This window comes from Fusicatenibacter faecihominis, from assembly GCF_020686945.1.
Classification (GTDB): domain Bacteria; phylum Bacillota; class Clostridia; order Lachnospirales; family Lachnospiraceae; genus Limivivens; species Limivivens faecihominis.
In genome coordinates, this window is the sequence record NZ_JAJEPR010000039.1 from 1 (window position 1) to 18,905 (window position 18,905).

An 18,905-nucleotide genomic window follows, 5' to 3' on the forward strand; every position below is an offset into this window, starting at 1 on the left:
GTAACCCTGGTTCATCATATTGCCCTGCTGCGGGTAGCCCTGGTTCATCATATTACCCTGCTGCGGGTAGCCCTGGTTCATCATATTGCCCTGCTGCGGATAACCCTGGTTCATCATGTTACCCTGCTGCGGGTAGCCCTGGTTCATCATGTTACCCTGCTGCGGATAACCCTGATTCATCATGTTACCCTGCTGCGGATAACCCTGATTCATCATGTTACCCTGCTGCAGATAGCCCTGGTTCATCATGCTTCCCTGCTGCGGGTAGCCCTGGTTCATAGTATTGCCATATGTAGGTGCCGGTGCGCCCGTAAGAGCAGATACGATCTGGTTTCCAAGCTGCTCATACTGCATGATCTTGTTCCGTTCATGTCCTTCTACGGAGAAGGTGTTAAGCTGGAAATCCATATCATCAAACCATGGTGTATTGACAGACAGTTTTATCTTATAATCATAGGAGTAATGGTATCTCGGCGGAACGTAAGATCTGGATTCTCCGTTCTGATCCTGATATTCCTCTTCCTCACGCTCTTCTTTGATCTCCATCCGGCAGGATGTCACAGCAGACAATGGCACGATATCCGGATTTTCTTCTTCATTCAGCCGGCGTGCCACGGTAAACAATCCCTTGGTCTCATCAAGGAACACATGATATCTGTCTCCGGCAAATTCGCGTGTAGTATGGAAGTTTCGAACCGCATTTTTATTCTCTTCTCTGTAGTCCAGCTGTCTTTTGATCTCTTCTACAGTACTGTGACGTCTTTCCTCAAACCATGGAGAAAGCTTTGCTGCACAGTTTTTACAAAGATTACCGTCGTCCAGCTTCCGGTTTCCCAGAAGACCTATTTTATCACCGCAGATATCACAATTCTTTTTGTCAAATAATCCCATTTTCTAAATCCTCCTTTTGATACAAGGGAAGTCCCTTGTTTCCATTGTGAAAACACGGGACTTCCAGATTTGCGATTATTCCATGACTCTATCCAGATATACTTTGATTGTGAAATCAAAACCACCGAAATCATCTTCGCCATCTTCGGATTCTTCTGTAGCTGGAGCCTCGGTCTCTGTTTCCTCTTCCATCGGCAGACTGTCTGCTGTTGTGAAGCATAATTTTCCGTCTTCCAGAAGGTAGAAGCGCATGGTATCCGTACTGAACAGGTGATAATTCTCAGAATCCGTTTCTGTTTCTTCTTTCTGTGTTTCTGCATTGAATATCAGTGCATTTTCTTCCATGACACCTTTCAGCTCGGTTGTTGTCTCATTGCCCTCTTCGAGCAATACAAGAGTGGCGTTTCCGTCTGTAATGGACATTTTCATTTCTACGCCGGCAATCTCGCCTGTAGCAGGCATCTGCATTCCATAGAGATCGATCAGTGTACTGGTCCAGTCACCATTGAAATCTTCCAGTTTTGGTTCTGCTACCGGTTTTCCGGGTACATAAGGCACATACTCCTCTTTTTCCTGACTCAGTACCACGGACAGTCCGTCCATTTCTACAGATAAGGTTCCGTCAGAATACTCGCCTTCCACCGTTTGGTCATCGGCAGTGATCAGCACTTTATCACCATCTATCTTCCATTCCATGGCATCAACACCCGGTTCCTGTCCTTCCATGAGTTCGGAGATCTCGCCTTTTCCGTCTTCTGTAAAGTTGAATGTCATCTCCATTTTCATCATTCCGGGATGAAATGTATTTTCGCCGTCTAAGGACATGCTGTTTACATACCAGGTACCAACGATATCCTTGTCTTCCAGTGCATAGGCATTCATACCGATCAAACCTGCCATCATAACTCCCAATGCACCTGCTGTCCAGAATTTCATTTTCTTACTCATACTCAATTCTCCTTTCTTTTACGGTGAAGCATGATTGAATGTTATGTAAAAGGTATCTTTTATTGTTATTATACTGGAAGCATTTCTATTTGCACTGGCACTTTTGACAGTAATCGGTTTCTTTGTAAAGCGGACATTCGCAATCCACTTCGCTACTTGCTCATGAACGCAGTCGCTTCGCGATCTGTCAGTGGGAGCTTTCAACTCCCGCTGACAGAAGCATCCCCCTAACCCGCCGCTTAGTGCTCCGCGCACTTGAAGCGGGGGAATGCTTATCTGCGTTCAAAAAAATTTCAGCAGTTCTTCCGCAGGAAGCGGTCTGGAAAAGTAATATCCCTGGATCATATCGACTCTCCACCGGCTGAGCAGTTCGACTTCTTCTTTTGTCTCCACACCTTCCGCAACAATATGATAGTTCATTTTCTGAAAGGTCTCCACAACACTTTGATAGAACAGTGCCCTTTTCTCATCCTTACAGATATCAAAAAGCAGGGACCGGTCGAGCTTGATCGTGGAAAACGGAAGCTTCATGACCGTATTGAGATTGGCGTAGCCGGAACCGAAATCATCTAGGCAGAGACGGATCCCCGCGGCTGTAAATTCATCCACAACCATTCTCAGACTTGCATTATATTCCGTTGCCACAGTTTCTGTGATCTCAAACTGTATCCATTCATGAGGGATTTCATATTTGTCCATGATGCGGATGAAATGGCTGCTGCAGTCCGTTCTCATCAGATCCAGAGACGAGAGATTCACTTTCACGTTCAGAAGCTGTTCCATCAGTTTTCCATGCTCTTTTAAAAATCTGCAGACGCGGCAAAACTGCAGATCTGTGATCTGTTCAATCAAATGATTTTTTTCCGCGATCTGGATAAATACATCCGGTGCGATCCATCCGAGTTCCGGATGATGCAGACGGCTCAGGGCTTCCAGTGTGACAAAGCGTTTTTCCTGTGTGGAATATACCGGCTGGTAGTAAAGTTCAAACAAATCTTCTGCGATCGCCGTATGCAGATACTGTTCCACCCGTTTATTATAGAGAAAGCCATTCATGGTCTGGTGGTCGTCCTGTATCACTTCGGTCAGCCCGTTTTGCGGTGATAAGGATTCCAGATACTCGGCATATTCCAGGATGCGGCCGCTGTCTCCCAGTTTTTCTGCATGGAGGATACCGCTTATGATCGCAGGGATCGTGATACTTTTATTTTCTACATTCAGCTTTATGTTCACATCAAAGATCTTTTTCAGTTCGTCAAGATAATATTCATATTCCTTCAGGGAAGAGGTCAGGATCAAAAAACGTTTTCCCGTAATATGAAAAGCTTTTCTTCCGCATAATGCACCAAGCTTTCTGGCAGTCAGACGCAAGACAAAGTCACCGCCCTGGATCCCCGCAATTTTATTGATATGTTTCATCTGATAAAGATATACGGTAATGATGTGAAAAGATCTTCCGGCTGTTACCAGTTCATTCCCTTTTCTGGTCAGATAAAGATGATTGTACAGACCGGTAAGACTGTCCATGTTTGCATAGGGATTGTTGATGGTAATGAATAATGCAAGTATGCCGAGACTCACGCCGAAGCCTGTTGTCAAAAGGAAAGGGTTCAAAAGCTGAATGATCACTCCGCCACCGGATATCACAAGGATCTCCAGAAGCACTTTCACTCTTTGAAAACCAAGTTTCTTCCTCCAGATTATAATAAGAAACAAAGCAACTGCCAGATGAAGGATGGCACTGTAATACATCAGCAGGTACCACGGCCCTTTTACATACCCTCTTGACGGATCAAAACAGAAAAGCTTCCCGGTAAACGGATTGGTCAGTATCAGACCGATCAGTACCAGTGTCGGCAGACCGGATAACAGCATTTTCTTTGTGGAAACGAGTCTATTGTCATGCATGGACAGAATATAACAGAGGAACGTAAAAGGAAGCAATGCCTGCAACAGATAAAATACCGTTGTTATAAATACGGCTGCTATTCCAAAGCCGCTTTCCGACGAAGTAATACAGTAGGTACTGAAAAACTCTGCAATGACATCCAGGACGCCAAGAACAGCGAAGAAAAGAAATACCTGGTTATTCAGATCTTCTGCTCTTTTCTGTCCAAGAAAATACCACAGGATCAGCAGCAGTATAACGATCGCTGCGATCAGAAAATCAATATTATAGATCATAGTCTGCCTCCGCTGTCTCTTTTTTGTTGTAATGCTGCATCCTGTCTGCCTGCTGTTTCCAGTCACTGACGGAATTGAGGACTCCATCCGTTTTTCTCAGATAGCTGTATCCGAATTTCAGACGGACATGATATTTACCTGGGGCTTCGTTTTCCATTTCTGCTTTTATCAGCCGGATCCACTCGGATGGAAGCTTTTGAGGATCGCTCACAACAACTGCAAATTCATCACCATCGATCCGAAAGCACTCTGCCTGTTGTTCGGAAATCATATTCCCGGCTGTCTGGATGCTTCGTGCTGTCCGGATGACTGCCTCATCTCCCAGTTGCATGCCATATGTATCGTTGATCTCTTTCAAGCCTGCGATATCAATAAACAGAAGTAAAGCATTTTCCAGTAATAAAGAATCATCCTGGATTTTTTCCAGACATTTTTCAAAGGCTTTCCGGTTCTTCAGCCCTGTCATACGGTCTTCCAAAGACATTCTTTCGTAAACGGCCTGTTCCAGCCGGAACTGCGAGTCATTTGCCACCTTACAGAGCAGCCCCCAGAACAGGAATGCGATATAAAGAAGAATCCCAAACTGAAAAACCGTATCATACCAGTAAATAGAGAAGATCCAGTATAAAATGAGGGCAAGTACACCACTGATCCCCAGCACGGCAAATGCTTTCAGGCAGAGACTCAATTCCTGAGTCCCGGTCTTGCGGTATTCGTTCCAGAGAAGAAGGATCATGGAAGCAACCCCTGTAAACAATAAAAGATGTGTCAGAAACAGCATATGTATGAAAGGGATCTGAAACAGGAGATTCAAGATCCCCTGCAAAATCGTATTCCCATAAAGAAGGAACACCCATATCTGCGGGATCCACCGTACTTCGCTACGCACCGTGTTCTGCACAAACCGAAGCATCGGGATCGACATGAGCATAAAGGCATAAAAAGAGATCAGTGTTCCTGCGGCGCTCTGTCGTCCGTACATCTGGTAAAGTCCTGAGTCGAAAATACACCATAAACTGCACAGGATCAGAAAAAAGGCAACATTAAGAAAGCGCTTTTCCATCATCTGCCGATGCCTTGCGTACAGAAATACGATCACAGCTACGATTCCCATTCCCAGCATTCCAAGGACCATGAGGATTAAAAATATGGATGCCTGCAGATGATGTCTGGCAACGGAAGAAAAGCTTCCAAGGATGGGCGCCTCTACATAGAGCAGACTGTTTTCTTTTCCTTCAAAAATAAAGCATAACGGTTCTTCTCCCGTTTCATCCGGCAGGCAGATATCTGCCCACAGTTTCCCTTTCATCGGTCTGTTTTTTAGAAAGCCGCTATCACTGTAATGATAAAGAAGACGATCCCCCATATAGACTTCCAGATGATCCTGTATTCCTCTGGTAGACACGATCTTTCCCTCGTCTTTCGCAGACAGTGTGTCGTTATAAAGGACTGCTTTTCCATCTGCATCGGTCAGAACCTGGCATGGAAGCTCCAGGGCGATCTTTTCTCCATCCCGTATCTGATACCAGCCGCTGCCCAGTGAACGGACGGTGTGTCTTTCTGTTTCCGTTTCCGGCTGATAAAGGATTTTCACCAAAAGAAGCAGAAATATCAGTATAACGGTTATGCAGAACGCTTCGGCTCCTTTTTGTTTTCTGTTTTTATTCATAACTCTTTTTTCCTCTTTTCTTTTCGCTATTCGTTCCTTTTATAGTAAAATACAGATCAGAAACAAACATACACAAAGGGGGATTTTTCATGAATCAGATCGTTAACATTACCGGCGGAACCAAAGGAATCGGTTTTGCCGCTGCAAAAAAATTTCTTTCCTGCAGCGATAAAGTCATCATCCTTGGCCGTCATGAAAATGAAGCCTCTCTTGCGAAACTCAAAAAAGAAGGAGAGGTCACTTTCCTGAAAGCAGACGTCTCCGTTGCTGATGACTGCCGTAAGGTTATCTCCACCGCCATCGAAAAATATGGCAGTTGGCTCCATCGACGGGAAGCCGCCTTCACATGAAAGGCCGCATCATCCTGCCTGAGGAGATCGCAAACGCCATCTGGCTGATGTCCCTTCCGAAAGCCAGCGCCATCAACGGCACCACGGTTATGGCTGACGACGGTTATTCTTCCTTCAAAGGCGTGGATGGTTTCCAGGCAGAATAAACTTACATATCCTGCTGCTCTCTCCCCTTCTCCTGATACTCCGTCGGCGACACCCCAACCACCTTTCGGAAGATCCGCGAAAAGTAATAAGGGTCCTGATAGCCCAGGCGCTGGCCGATCTGGTAGATGTAGAGTTCGGTGGAGCGGAGGAGCTTACAGGCCTCCTTCATTTTCAGTTCCTGAAAAAAGTCCATGGGGGTGTGACCGGTGGCTTTCTGGAAAATCAGGTTCAGATAGCTCTTGGAGAGCTCAAACTCCTCGGAGAGCGCACCCAGGGAAAGATTTTCATCCAGGTGGCGGTACATATAGCGAACCACCGCCGTCACATGGCGGTTCTGCTCCGGCACGGAATCCTTTTTCTCCCGGTTGTAGGTTTCCGCTAGGATCAGGGAAAGTACCTGAGAAATATAGATAAAATTTCCCAGCGTATAGTTTCCCTCCAGCACCCGGAAAAGCAGCTCGAAAAGATACTGCATCCGCCCGGTGGCGTGCTGCGACTGAAAAGAAATCACCCGGCCCTCCTCCAGCGGAAAATGAACCGTATCCTCTCCCTTGAAATGGACCCAGAGAATACTCCAGGGATCCTCTTCCGAGGCATAATAACAATGACTCCTGTTCCGCGGAATACAGAACGCCTCCTCCCCACGAAGCGTATACGTCCTGTCCTCCACGGTAATCTGCCCGCTTCCATCCATACAGTACAGAAAAATATATTCCTCAATCCCCTCTTTCCGCTCCCGGTAATGATGGGCCGCACTCGGAAAAAAGCCCACATCTGTCAGATAAAGCCTCCGCACCAGCGGATGCCTCACATAATCCGAGAAAGCCTCCGTCGGCAGCACAATCATCCGCTCCCCCCGGAACCCATCCCTCTTTCGCTCTGTATCAGGCCTCTGTTCCTCCATCTTCCATTCCCCTCCCTTATTTTTATTCGAGCATACCACATCACTGGAATATTGTCCATCATTCTCCAAGATATCCCATTCCAATTTTCCCATTTTCCATATAAACTAAAGCCATAACTTACAAGACTCTTAGCTTATCCATCAACCAGCGGCGCGTCCTCATTTTTCAAAGAAAGGAATCATCCCTATGTCAACCGTAAAAATCTGGGAACAAGACACCATCATCCCCACCTATAAAGTCTACCCGCCCGAAAAAAATCCCCTCTTCATCGAAAAAAGAGCCTACCAGGGCAGTACCGGAAAAGTCTATCCCATGCCCGTAACCGAAAAAATTTCCGACACGAAAGAAGACGTCTCCTACCACGCCGTCTACCTGGAAAACGAATACCTGAAACTCATGATCCTTCCCGAACTGGGCGGCCGCATCCAGCGGGCCCTGGACAAAACGAACAACTACGATTTTGTCTATTATAATCATGTTATCAAACCAGCCCTGGTCGGCCTTGCAGGCCCCTGGATCTCCGGCGGCATCGAATTTAACTGGCCCCAGCACCATCGTCCCTCCACCTACGCGCCGGTGGATTATCTCCTGAAAGAGAATCCCGACGGCTCCTGCACCGTTCATTTGAGCGAGATCGACAAAATGTACGGCACCAAAGGTATGGCCTCCATCACTCTCTATCCCGGCAAAGCCTATATCGAGATCAAAGGCCGCCTCTATAATAATACCGACCTTCCCCAGACCTTCCTCTGGTGGGCAAACCCGGCGGTTCCCGTCAACGATCACACCTACTCCGTCTTCCCGCCGGACGTCAACGCTGTTATGGACCACGGAAAACGGGCAGTCTCCACCTTCCCCATCGCCACCGGGGAATACTATAAATACGACTATTCTGCCGGCGTGGACATTTCCCGCTATAAAAATGTGAAGGTTCCCACCTCCTACATGGCTGCTCATTCCGACTACGATTTCATCGGAAACTACGACGAGAACAGAGAGGCCGGCCTTCTCCATGTGGCAGATCATCACGTTTCCCCCGGTAAGAAACAGTGGACCTGGGGCAACGGTGATTTCGGCCGCACCTGGGACAAAAACCTCACCGACGAAGACGGCCCCTACATCGAGCTGATGACTGGCGTCTTCACGGACAACCAGCCGGATTTCTCCTGGCTGAAACCCCAGGAGGAAAAAACCTTCGTCCAGTATTTCATGCCCTACAAAGGCGTAGGCCGCGTGGGCAACGCCACGAAAAACGCCGCCCTCAGCCTCCGAAAAGAAGGAGACAAAGCCCTTCTCAAGGTATACGCCACCGGTGTTTACGAGAACGCTTCCATCAAAGTCACGCTGAAAGATACCGTCCTTTACGAAACCGAAACCTCCCTCTCCCCTGAAAACTGCTATGAGGTTTCCATTCCTCTTCCGGGAAAAACAGCCGCAGACCTCATCGCAGAGCCCGAGACAAAGGATCCCGGCCTTGACGGTCTCCCGGAAGGCCTGACCGTCACCGTTTCCAATGGCTCCGTTCTTCTGGTCTCCCATAAAATCGAAGCTCCGAAGCTTCAGCCCATCCCGGAACCAGCCAGCGTCATGAAAGTGCCGGAAAACATCCCCACCACCGAAGAGCTCTATCTCTCCGCCCTTCATCTGGAGCAGTACCGCCACGCGACCTATGAGCCTGCGGACTATTATCTCGAAGGCCTGCGCCGGGATCCCACAGACCTCCGGCTGAACAATGGCTACGGCCTTCTCCTCCTCCGAAGAGGTCACGCGAAGGAAGCCATCCCCTATTTCCAGAAAGCAATCGACAAACAGACCTTCCGCAACCCCAATCCCTACCACGGAGAGTGCTATTTCAACCTCGGACTGACCCTCACCGCGGAAGGAGAGGATGAAAAAGCCTTCGATGCCTTCTACAAAGCCACCTGGAGTGCCGAAACCCAGAGCCCTGCCTTCTACTGGCTGGCTGCTCTGAGCCTTCGGAAAGGCGACCTGGAAAATGCCCTGGATTTCGCCGAGAAATCCCTGGTCCGCAACTGGCACAATATGAAAGTCCGCACCCTCAAAGCCTCCATTCTCCGTCTGATGGGCCAGGACAACTCCGCCTTCCTCACGGAAAGCCTTGCCATTGATCCCCTTTACATGGGTCTTCTCTATGAAAAAGCATTACACGAAGATTCCATGGAAAACTTCCATACTGTCATGCGTGAGGAAGCCCACAATTACCTCGAGCTGACCCTGGATTATGGAAAAGCCGGTCTTTACGAAGACGCTGTCCGGATTCTGAAAGCTTCCGATGACCAGAATCCCCTGCTCTTCTATTACCAGGCCTATTTCCTGGAGAAAAACGGTCAGCCAGAAGAAGCCCTCTCCGCCATTACTCAGGCAGAAGCCCTTTCCCCGGACGGCTGCTTCCCCAATAAATTGGAAGAGATTGTGATTCTCGAAACGGCCATCCGCCTGGCCAAGACCGCTCCCATGGCCCATCTTTACCTTGGAAATCTGCTCTATGACAAAAAGCAGTATACGGAGGCCATTTTCCACTGGGAGACCACGGTAAAAGAAAAAGACACCATCTCCATGGCTTACCGGAACCTCTCGATCGCTTACTGCAACAAGGAACAGGATCTCTCTAAAGCCATGACTGCCATGAAAAACGCCCTGGCCCTGGATCCCGCCTATCCCCGCCTCTGGCTGGAATACGACCAGCTGGCCGCTAAGATGGCTCTTCCGGTGGAAGACCGCCTAAAAACCATGGAAAGCCATCCGAAAGTGACTGCTGGAAGAGATGATCTTTTCCTTCGCTATATCACACTTTTGAACTGCACCGGCCGCTATGAAGAAGCGCTCGATGCCCTTCAGACACGGAAATTCCATCCCTGGGAGGGCGGCGAAGGCAAGGTAAGCACCCAGTACCACCGGGCCCTTCTCTCTCTGGCTCGCAAAGCTCTGGAAGAGAAAAAGCCGGACAAGGCTCTGCTCCTTCTCACCGCCAGCCTTTCCTATCCGGACAACTTAGGCGAGGGCAAGCTTCCCAACGTCCCCGACAACGAGGCCTGGTATTACATGGGTCTGGCCTACGAGATGAAAAAAGATACAGAGAAAGCCCGGGAAGCTTTTGAGAAAGCCGCAGAGGGTTCCCAGCTCCCGGCTCCGGTGCTCTACTATAACGATCAGCCCTCCGATTACATTTATTATCAGGGACTGGCCCTTCTGGCCCTTGGAAAGGAAGCTGCTGCCAGAAAATCCTTCCATCAGCTGATCCTCTATGGAGAAAAACACATCTTCGACAAAGCCGCCTACGACTTTTTCGCCGTCTCCCTCCCGGAGATCGAGGTTTATCAGGATGATATCCAACTCCGAAACGATCAGTATTGCAACTATCTCCGTGCCCTGGGCGCTCTCGGCCTTCAGGACAAAGAAAAAGCCGGCCTGCTTCTTGAGGAAATCCTTAAGAAACAGCCCGACTATCTGGAAGCTATCCTCCTGATGAAACGTCTGTAAAATCAAACTTCCCCGCTTTCGCTGTCAGGCAGAAAGCGGGGAAGTTTCCTAATAACAGTCTGACTCCCAAACGGGCATCTATCTATTCAGCTTCCCACCAGAAACTCTCTGGTATTCTTCATCACATCTCTGAGGATCTCAAGATTCCTCTCCGTATCCCCGCACTCTAGTGAATGGTTGCAGTCATCATACACATGCAGCGGCAGGCGATTTTTCCGGGCCAGCTGAATGATCTCTCCCGTAGTGCTCCAGGGATCCGCTGTTCCGATAAAGGCAAGCCCCTTCTCCGGTGCAAAGGAAAACGTCTCAGCCAGCGGCGTATACAGGACCTGTCTCACACCAACCAGCCCGTGTTTCTTCACATAAGAAGCTGCAATGATCGTCCCGATGCTCTTTGAGACAAACAGAATGTCATCGTAAACCGACCAGTCTATCTCTTCCAGTTCCTTTTCGGCCTGTTGAAACAAGGTCTCGTAAGCTTCCCTCATCTTCGCCTGATCGCCGCGGATGTTTTTGCCTTCGTATGTATAACTGATGTTTCTGCATTCCTGATAACCCAGTTCCCGGGCAAGGCTTCGGCTGTAATAAAGAAGCGGCTTGTCGCAGTGGTAGCCGATGCCGGGAAAATAGATGGCAAGTTTTGACATGAGTTTTCACCGTTCCTTTCTCTTTATCAGACAACGCTTCTTGTAAAAGGAAATTCCGTAACACAGCACCTCATCATAATAATCCTCAAATTCTTCCGCATATTTTCTGGCATCAATCTGCCGGATTGCTTTCTCACAGTCCGGCTCCATCTGATTTAAGGTTCTGGAGTATTTTGCTTCAAAGACGGCTACCCTGCCATTTCGCGAATCGAAGACGATCACATCGCTTCGTCCTTCCCCATGTTCCTTATTGGATTCCACCATATATCCAGCTCCTGCAAAAATTCCTGCCAGAAAAGCATGGTAAAAATCCTCTCTATAATCATGATAACTTATCGTCATACGAAGCAGCTGATTCATCTCTTTGCCGGCTTTCTCACAGTCTCCTGTCCAGACTGCCTCAAACAGTGCTTTTCTGTCCCAACTTTTTGCACTGTCATCAAACCAGACCTTTACCGTTGTCTCGAAAATTTCCCGTATTTCTGCATTTGGAATCGTTAAAGCATACATCCCATCTGACAGCCTTTCTGTCAGTTCTTTCTCCCGGACCATTGTCAGATATCCGGTCAGGTATAAAACACTCCAGAGATTTTCTTCCGAGGAATGTAAATAATCATAGGTCAGGTCATCTTCAATCTTCTGCACAATATAGCCGCCAGACAACAGAATTTCCAGTTTTCTGGTGATATTACTGCCTGCATAGTCAATAAAAGAGCGGATTACTGCATTATCACTGGTATTTTTCCAATAGCCCTTCGGCCTGGCCGCCGGATCATATTGAAGATCCCGAAGATAATTCATCACATCCCAGGGACAGTAAACATCAAACTCTCCAAAATGATATCCATCATACCAGTTTTTGATATTCTCTGCCTGCTCCGGTATGGCTGCTGCCATAAGAAGTTTCTCCACATCTTCCTGCGTGAATCCATAGTATTCATTCAGGCGCGAAGATGCGATCGTATCTGAGACAAAATTATTAGTTCCTGTAAAAATGCTTTCTTTCGCGATTTTCAGACAACCAGTCACCACTGCAAACTTTAACGCTGTATTATCTTTCAATGCTGTACCCAGAATCGCCCGGATTACTTCCAGCATTTCCGCATAATAGCCATTGCTGCTTGCCTTCGCAACCGGAACATCGTACTCATCCAGAAGCAAAACCACAGGCTTTTCATAACAGGCCTGCATCATTTTCATAATCGTAAGAATGGAGCCCTTGATATCTGTCAGAGACGCCGCTCTGCTTTTCAGACGTGCAAAAACTGCCTTATAATCACTATTTACCTTCTCGCTTTCTGCAAGATAAGATTGCTCGATACAAAACTGAGCAATGGTAAACCCAAGAAAATCCAGCGCATTTTCAAAAGAAGTTCCATCCACATCTTTAAAAGATAAAAATAACACCGGATACTGATTCATCCATTTCTCACAAAGTTCTTCATGCTCCAGAATTTCCAGACCTTCAAACAGACTTCCGCTGTCTTTCCGAATATCCAGAAAGCTGGCAAGCATACTCATCCCTAACGTCTTTCCGAACCGCCTCGGTCGGGTGATCAGCGTCACCTCCGCCGGTTCCGGCTCCAGAAGACTGCAGATAAGTTCCGTTTTATCAATATAATAATAACCGTTTTCACGGATTTTGGTGAAATCAGAGATTCCTACGGGGATTTTAAGATCGTTCATATAACAGCCCCTTTACATTTCAGTTTGACAAATTGACTTTTTATTTATCATAGCATTTTTGTAGGGGAAATTCTATACATTCTATGAAATTGCATGAAAAAAGCTCATCAGCGTACCATAGCCAATGAGCCAAAATGTTATTTTTCTTTTTGTTCTTCCACGATAACTTTGCATCGCTTTTTATAAAAAGCCACGCCATAAAACAGCAGGTCATGCCGACCGTCATTTTTCAGGTATTCCTCATACCTTCGATCTTTCATCTGTGCAATTGCTTTTTCACAGGCTTTATCCAGACCAGCTGCTTTCCTCGAATACTTGAGTTCAAAAATAATTCCGCTATCCGGATTTTCTGTTTCCACAACAATATCAGCAAACCCTTCTCCAGCTTCTACGTTTGATTTCACCAGCCAGTCAGAATTTCCAGCCAAAAGGTCAACCAAAAAGGTATGATAGGAGTTCTCTTTTTCTGTTTCCGGCGCTTTTGTATCAAAAACACTGATGGAATTACTAAGTGTCCGATTCAGATATTTTTCTATCGACTCCGTATTTCCTTCTTCAACCGCAGTCCAGAAAGCTGTCAGCTGCCCTGTATTACTCAGAACCGTATGGCTGAACCATTCCTGTATTTGAAGCTTATACACTTCTCTGACTTCTTTATTGGGGATAACCAGCTTATATGCTCCAAGTTCTGTTCTTCCGGTCTGGGTCAGATATCCCGTTGTAAACAAAACACTCCATAAGTTGTCAATGTGATTGTCGATCTCATCATAAGTAAGCTCCATCCGGACAGATTTTTCGATAGCCTCACCTGCAATCAGGCCTTCGATTTCATCCCGCGTCGTTTTGTTTGCTTTATCAATGAAGCGTTTCACAAGCTCATTGCCGCTGGTATTCAGCCAGTAAGACTGCGGCTGTGCTCCCGGCTCACCACAAAGTCTGTCCACATGGTTAATGACATCCCAGGGACAATAGATATCCGCATCACCAAAACGATAACCATCATACCATTCTTTCACTTCTTCCAGATGGTCTTCCAAATGATAGGTTTTCAAAAGCTCCCTGACGTCCTTTTCCGTAAATCCAAACTGCTCATCAAAACGGGAATCTGTGATGGAAAGAACCTTAAAATTATTCAGCCCCGTAAAAATACTTTCTTTGGAAACGCGCAGACATCCGGTTAAAACAGCAAACTGTAAAAAACTGTTTGTTTTCAAAGCCTCGCCAAATAATGCACGGATCAAAGCTGTCATTTCTCTGTAATAACCATGCTGATAAGCCTTATCCAGAGGCACATCATACTCATCGATCAGAATGATCGTTTTCTGTCCATAATGCCGAAACAGCAATTCCGATAAAGTCTGTAAACCGGCTTCAAGACTGTCTTCATCCATCGAATATTTTCCATTGTACAACTGGGTCAGGGCACGATACCTTTCTTTTTCATTGTCTGTCAGTTTATCGCTGTCCTTCAGAAAATCAAACCGTTCTGCCTCCAGAGCAAGCAGTCTGACGAGCTTAGCCTTTGCTTTTTCAAATGTAAGTCCGTCCACGCCCTTCAATGAAAGAAATATAACCGGAAATTTTCCCAGATACTCTTCACAAAGCTGTTTGTTCTGTGAAATATAAAGGCCATCAAACAGCGTCCTGTCTGTTCCGATCTCGAAAAAGTAGCGGAGCATACTCATATTCAAAGTCTTCCCAAAGCGCCGGGGCCTGGTAAAGAGATTCACCTTTCCCCAGTTTTCGAGAAGCTGTTCGATCAGCTTCGTTTTATCAACATAATAAAAACCAAGTCGGCGGATTTCCTGAAAATCTTCTATACCGACAGGTAATTTCAATGATACCGCCATATAAGCCACTTCCTTCTGCTTCTGATTTGGCAAACATAGCAGAAAGCGAAGATTTTTTACTCTTTGTCGGTCTTCTTAAGATCCTGCTCAGCCATCTTCTCCAGAATTTCTCTGGCTGTGACTGCCTCCACGTCCGTAGCTTTTCCGTCCTTGTCTCTCACGATATGAAGGTAAACGCGGTCGGCTTTGGAACCGCCGTCAGACCAGGTGGAAATGGAACCGTCATCATCCAGAATGACATTGACATTGTCTCCTTTCCAGGTATAAACGCCATATTTACACTGGATTCCCAGTTTTTCGTATTCAGCGACGCGCTTCTGCTCCGCCTTAAAAAACTCCTCTTCATCCATGGTGCCTTCCGAGTCTCCGGTGACATAGGTGGACTCGCTCACGGCATAGGCATCCAATGTCCCGTCATCAACAGCCTCCCCCTCTTCCCAGTCATAGAGGTCGCTGGCTTCTGTCTTAATCTCCTCATCCTCCTCTGTGGTCGTCTCCACCTTTCCGTCGTATACGGTGATATATTTTGTATTTCCGTCCTCATCCTCCACCGCATAAGTCTTTGCCTCCGCTCCCAGAGAGAAAGCTGCCAGGGTTCCCATTGCCACCAATACTGCTAATCTTTTCTTCATAAAAAATCACGCTCCTGTTTTTATTTTTTCCAGAAATGTTTTTCTCATTTCTGTTGTCCCTATCTTAGCGCGTCTTTATGGGAGTTTCAGGGAGCCTTTGTGTGGATTCTGTGTGATTTTCTTTCAATCGGAACCAGAAACGGACGCCTCCGGCCGTGTTTTCCGCCCCGTAGGCCGCCCCGTGGGCATCCAGAATCATCCGGACAATGTAGAGCCCCAGGCCGCTTCCTCCGGATTTCCTGTTTCGGGAATCTTCCACCCGGTAAAAAGCTTCAAAAAGCTTCGGCAGGGCTTCCTCCGGAATGGACGTCCCTTCATTTTCCAGCGAAAAGCCGTTTTCCTGAAAGCAGACCGTCAGCTTCGCCCCTTTCGGAGAATAGCGGATCGCATTGGTGAGAAAGTTCCGGAAGACTTTTTTCATCCCTTCGGAATCCGCCAGCGCATAGGCATGCTCCGGAATCTCCCCGGTAAGCTCCATCTCTTTTTCCTCCAGAAGCTCCCAGACCTCCGCCATCTCCTGCCGGAAAAGCTCCGCCAGATCCGTTTTCTTTCTCTCTGTTTTCCAGGTTCCGGTTCCCATGCGGGAAATCGTCAGGATTTCTTTTACCATGGTCTCCAGGGTTTCCGTCACCTCATAGGACCGCTGAAGATACCGCTCATGGTCCCGGTACTCCCCCACGCCCTCCAGCATGCCGCCGAGATGGCCTTTGAGGATCGTCACCGGCGTTTTCAGCTCATGAGAGGCCGCCGCGAAAAAGAGCTTCAATTCTTCATTAGCGGAACGAAGATCCGAGAGCGCGGTGGAAAGGCTGTCGGAAAGCTCGTTTAGATTCTTTGCCAGAACGCCGATCTCGTCTTTTCTCTTTTCCTCACAGTGTTCGCCAAAATCCAGAGCCGCCATCTTTCTTGACACCCGGCTCAGACGAAGAATCGGCCGTACCAGATACCAGGAAGCCAGAATGGCACAGAAAAAGGCGATGAGAAGAGTGATACCCAACACCATCGGAAAAATCCTTTTGACGATGGCTGCCGCCTGACTTACCGCCTCCATATCTCCCACTACCAGGAGCGTGTAAGCTTTTCCGCCCACCGTAACCTTATAGCTTTTCACAGCAGAAGGATAGCTGGTGCTGAGAGTAAAATACCCCGCATCTGAAACCGTAACTCCGTAAGTGTCATCCCCCAGCTCCTCCGCAGCCTCGTCGCTGACGGCAATTCCGCTGAAGGTCACAAGCCCGTCTTCTTCCACAACCATACTTTCTTCACTTCCTGTACTCACCGTGTCTGCGACTTCCGTCTCGACCTCGGGAAAAACCTGATTTCCTTCCTTATCCAGCACTGTCACGGAAGCCTGATTGTTCCGCTCGAAAAACTCCAGGAAATTTTCCGCTTCCTCAATGGAAGCATAGGATTCCAGCTCCGTCTTCAGAGATTCCGAGACCGATGCCAGGTCTTTTTCCAGAGAATTTCGATAGGTTTTGGGCAGAAAAACGGCCACCGAAGCATAGGTGATCCCGCTGATGGCCAGCAAAAGAAACAACGTCAGAATAAAAATTTTCAGCGTCAGACTACTTCTTAATCTTTTCAAGCCGGTATCCCACTCCTCTCACAGTCTCAATGAGCTGATTTCCCAGTTTTTTCCGAAGGTTCTTGATGTGGGTGTCCACGATCCGCTCGTCCCCGAAATAGTCCTCACCCCAGACCTGATCCAGAAGATTCTGCCGGGTAAAAACCCTGCCGGGGTTCTTGAGAAACAGCCGGAGAAGATCAAATTCTTTCTGGGTGAGCTCCACTTCCTGCCCTTCGTTAAAAAGATGATGACCTTCCTCATCTAACTTCAACCCACCGTAAACCAGGTCTTTTTTCTGCTCAGTCCTGCCCGTACGGCGAAGGACCGCAGCAATCTTACAGAGCAGCACCGGCATGTCAAAAGGCTTCGGAATGTAGTCGTCCGCCTGGAGATGAAAGCCTCGTACCTGATCCTCCACGCTGTCCTTGGCTGTCACCATGAGCACCGGAACCAGAGATTCTTTCCGGATCAGCTCCAGCACCGCAAAGCCATCCACCTTCGGAAGCATCACATCCAGAAGGACGAGGTCCGGCCCCCAACTCTGAAAAGCCGCCAGACCTTCCACGCCGTCCTCCGCCAGACGCACCTCATAGCCTTCCGCCATCAGATAGTTTTTCAATACCTCCTGAATATCCGCATCATCCTCTACCACCAGAATCTTTTCCATAAGTTCTCCTTTTATTACGCTATTGGCTTCCAGTCTATCACATCTTTATGTGATTTTCATGGAGAATCACATAGAAAAAACCTGCTGCCAGGCTTTTTTCCTGACAACAGGCTTTTCGTCGTATCAGTAGAGCTGATAGCCGTTGGGATCCAGTGCACGCTCGTATCCATCCAGCAGTGTGATGTTTGCCAGCTCGTATTTGTTGAACACATCGGAAGAAAAATCTTCTGGAAGAATCCTTCCATAATACCAGGGCTTGGAATAGAAGTAATCGTTCAGCTCCTGGGAATCAAAGATCCGGCCTCTTCTGGCATAAATCTCATTTTTCGCATAGCAGACCACCTGCAGAGACAAACCTTTGACTTCTTCATCTGTCAGATACCGGGTGTCGCTGTCGTAGAAAATGAAATCATTTTCCAGCCGATCATCGTCATAATAATAATCTGAAATTCCAACGGCATAAATGTCATAGCCCGGCTGATCCAGCACATAACCCGCTCCGCCGGTCAGAGCATTTTCCGCGTCCGTCAGAAACTTGATGTTGGTATTTTCATAGGTATTAAACACCGCAGAATTGAAATCTGCCGGAGCGATGCTTCCGTAATACCAGGTTTTTGTGGCGAAATAATCCGTCAGCTCCCGGGAGCGGAAGGTCCGTCCATGGCGGGCATAGATCTCATTTTTTCCATAGCAGAGCTCCTGGGCACTCATGCCGGAAATATCCGCATTGGAGAGATATCTAGCATCGCTGTCCGGAAATACATAGTAATCGTTCTGCACCTCATAGGAAATGTTACCGTAAATATACTGATAAACCGCTGAAAAATCATAGCCCGGCTGATCCAGCACATAACCGCCGCTTCTAAGAGCGCTCTCCCGGTCAGAAAGGAGTTTGATATTGGCCGTCTCGTAGACGTTGAGAACAGAAGAAGAAAATTCAGAGGGACTGATGCAGCCGTAATACCAGAGCTGCTCTTCAAAGTAATTAGTCAGCTCCTGGGACTGGAACATCCGTCCATGGCGGGCATAGATTTCGTTTTTCGCATAGCAGACCACCTGCAGAGGCATATCCTGAATATCCGCTGAACTCAGATACTCGATATCCACATCGGGGATGATAAACTCATAAGCCTTTGCATCGGCCTCCGCTCCCATGGCCCCGAAAGTACCGCTCAAAATCATGCTGAGAACAAACAGGCAGACTACCTGCCACATCTTTTTCCTGTCTTTTTTCATATAAAATCCTCCTTTCCATGGA

15 protein-coding genes are annotated in these 18,905 nt (G+C 47.6%); 3 read left to right on the plus strand and 12 right to left on the minus strand.

Annotated features, from left to right (window positions below; all coding sequences use genetic code 11):
* The 4 genes from LKD71_RS15200 to LKD71_RS15215 all read right to left on the minus strand — a co-directional run.
* Positions 1–891 (minus strand): DUF4428 domain-containing protein (locus LKD71_RS15200; protein WP_227616092.1); only part of this gene is annotated, 891 nt, incomplete at its 3' end.
* Between the two features lie 75 nt (positions 892–966).
* Entirely contained in the window at positions 967–1,839 is an 873-nt protein-coding gene (locus LKD71_RS15205) for a lipocalin family protein (protein ID WP_227616093.1), read from the minus strand.
* A 282-nt stretch (positions 1,840–2,121) separates the two neighbouring features.
* Positions 2,122–4,023 carry a GGDEF domain-containing protein gene (locus LKD71_RS15210; RefSeq protein WP_227616094.1) on the minus strand — a complete coding sequence of 634 codons (1,902 nt, stop codon included), beginning with the start codon at positions 4,021–4,023 and terminating at the stop codon, positions 2,122–2,124.
* On the minus strand, positions 4,013–5,692 hold the full coding sequence (locus LKD71_RS15215) for a GGDEF domain-containing protein (RefSeq protein WP_227616095.1): 1,680 nt from the start codon (positions 5,690–5,692) through the stop codon (positions 4,013–4,015). Before LKD71_RS15215 ends, LKD71_RS15210 begins: the two co-directional genes overlap by 11 nt.
* An 89-nt stretch (positions 5,693–5,781) precedes the next feature.
* On the opposite strand from LKD71_RS15215, the gene LKD71_RS15220 reads away from it, so the two are divergent.
* Complete coding sequence (locus tag LKD71_RS15220; RefSeq protein ID WP_227616096.1) at positions 5,782–6,042, plus strand: SDR family NAD(P)-dependent oxidoreductase; 261 nt, start codon at positions 5,782–5,784, stop codon at positions 6,040–6,042.
* A complete protein-coding gene (locus tag LKD71_RS15225) occupies positions 6,039–6,188 on the plus strand; it encodes a hypothetical protein (protein WP_227616097.1) in 150 nt (49 codons plus the stop codon). Before LKD71_RS15220 ends, LKD71_RS15225 begins: the two co-directional genes overlap by 4 nt.
* A gap of 2 nt (positions 6,189–6,190) precedes the next feature.
* On the opposite strand, the gene LKD71_RS15230 is transcribed toward LKD71_RS15225, so the two are convergent.
* Positions 6,191–7,093, minus strand: a complete 903-nt coding sequence (locus LKD71_RS15230) for an AraC family transcriptional regulator (RefSeq protein ID WP_227616098.1) — start codon at positions 7,091–7,093, stop codon at positions 6,191–6,193.
* Positions 7,094–7,280: 187 nt separating this feature from the next.
* On the opposite strand from LKD71_RS15230, the gene LKD71_RS15235 reads away from it, so the two are divergent.
* Positions 7,281–10,595 carry a DUF5107 domain-containing protein gene (locus LKD71_RS15235; protein ID WP_227616099.1) on the plus strand — a complete coding sequence of 1,105 codons (3,315 nt, stop codon included), beginning with the start codon at positions 7,281–7,283 and terminating at the stop codon, positions 10,593–10,595.
* Positions 10,596–10,681: 86 nt separating this feature from the next.
* On the opposite strand, the gene LKD71_RS15240 is transcribed toward LKD71_RS15235, so the two are convergent.
* The 7 genes from LKD71_RS15240 to LKD71_RS15270 form a co-directional block, all read right to left on the minus strand.
* Positions 10,682–11,242, minus strand: coding sequence for an alpha/beta hydrolase (locus LKD71_RS15240; protein WP_178046855.1), 561 nt, complete (start codon positions 11,240–11,242; stop codon positions 10,682–10,684).
* A gap of 6 nt (positions 11,243–11,248) precedes the next feature.
* Complete coding sequence (locus LKD71_RS15245; RefSeq protein ID WP_227616100.1) at positions 11,249–12,928, minus strand: AAA family ATPase; 1,680 nt, start codon at positions 12,926–12,928, stop codon at positions 11,249–11,251.
* A 137-nt stretch (positions 12,929–13,065) separates the two neighbouring features.
* Entirely contained in the window at positions 13,066–14,778 is a 1,713-nt protein-coding gene (locus LKD71_RS15250) for an AAA family ATPase (RefSeq protein WP_227616101.1), read from the minus strand.
* A 56-nt stretch (positions 14,779–14,834) separates the two neighbouring features.
* A complete protein-coding gene (locus tag LKD71_RS15255) occupies positions 14,835–15,410 on the minus strand; it encodes a hypothetical protein (RefSeq protein WP_227616102.1) in 576 nt (191 codons plus the stop codon).
* 64 nt (positions 15,411–15,474) lie between these two features.
* Positions 15,475–16,998: a sensor histidine kinase gene (locus LKD71_RS15260; RefSeq protein WP_227616103.1), complete on the minus strand. Its 1,524-nt coding sequence runs from the start codon at positions 16,996–16,998 to the stop codon at positions 15,475–15,477.
* Positions 16,979–17,647: a response regulator transcription factor gene (locus LKD71_RS15265; protein WP_227616104.1), complete on the minus strand. Its 669-nt coding sequence runs from the start codon at positions 17,645–17,647 to the stop codon at positions 16,979–16,981. The genes LKD71_RS15260 and LKD71_RS15265 overlap by 20 nt, the downstream gene beginning before the upstream one ends.
* Before the next feature lie 123 nt (positions 17,648–17,770).
* The gene (locus tag LKD71_RS15270; protein WP_227616105.1) at positions 17,771–18,883 is read right to left on the minus strand and encodes a YARHG domain-containing protein; all 1,113 of its coding nucleotides are present in this window, start codon (positions 18,881–18,883) and stop codon (positions 17,771–17,773) included.
* Positions 18,884–18,905: the final 22 nt, after the last annotated feature.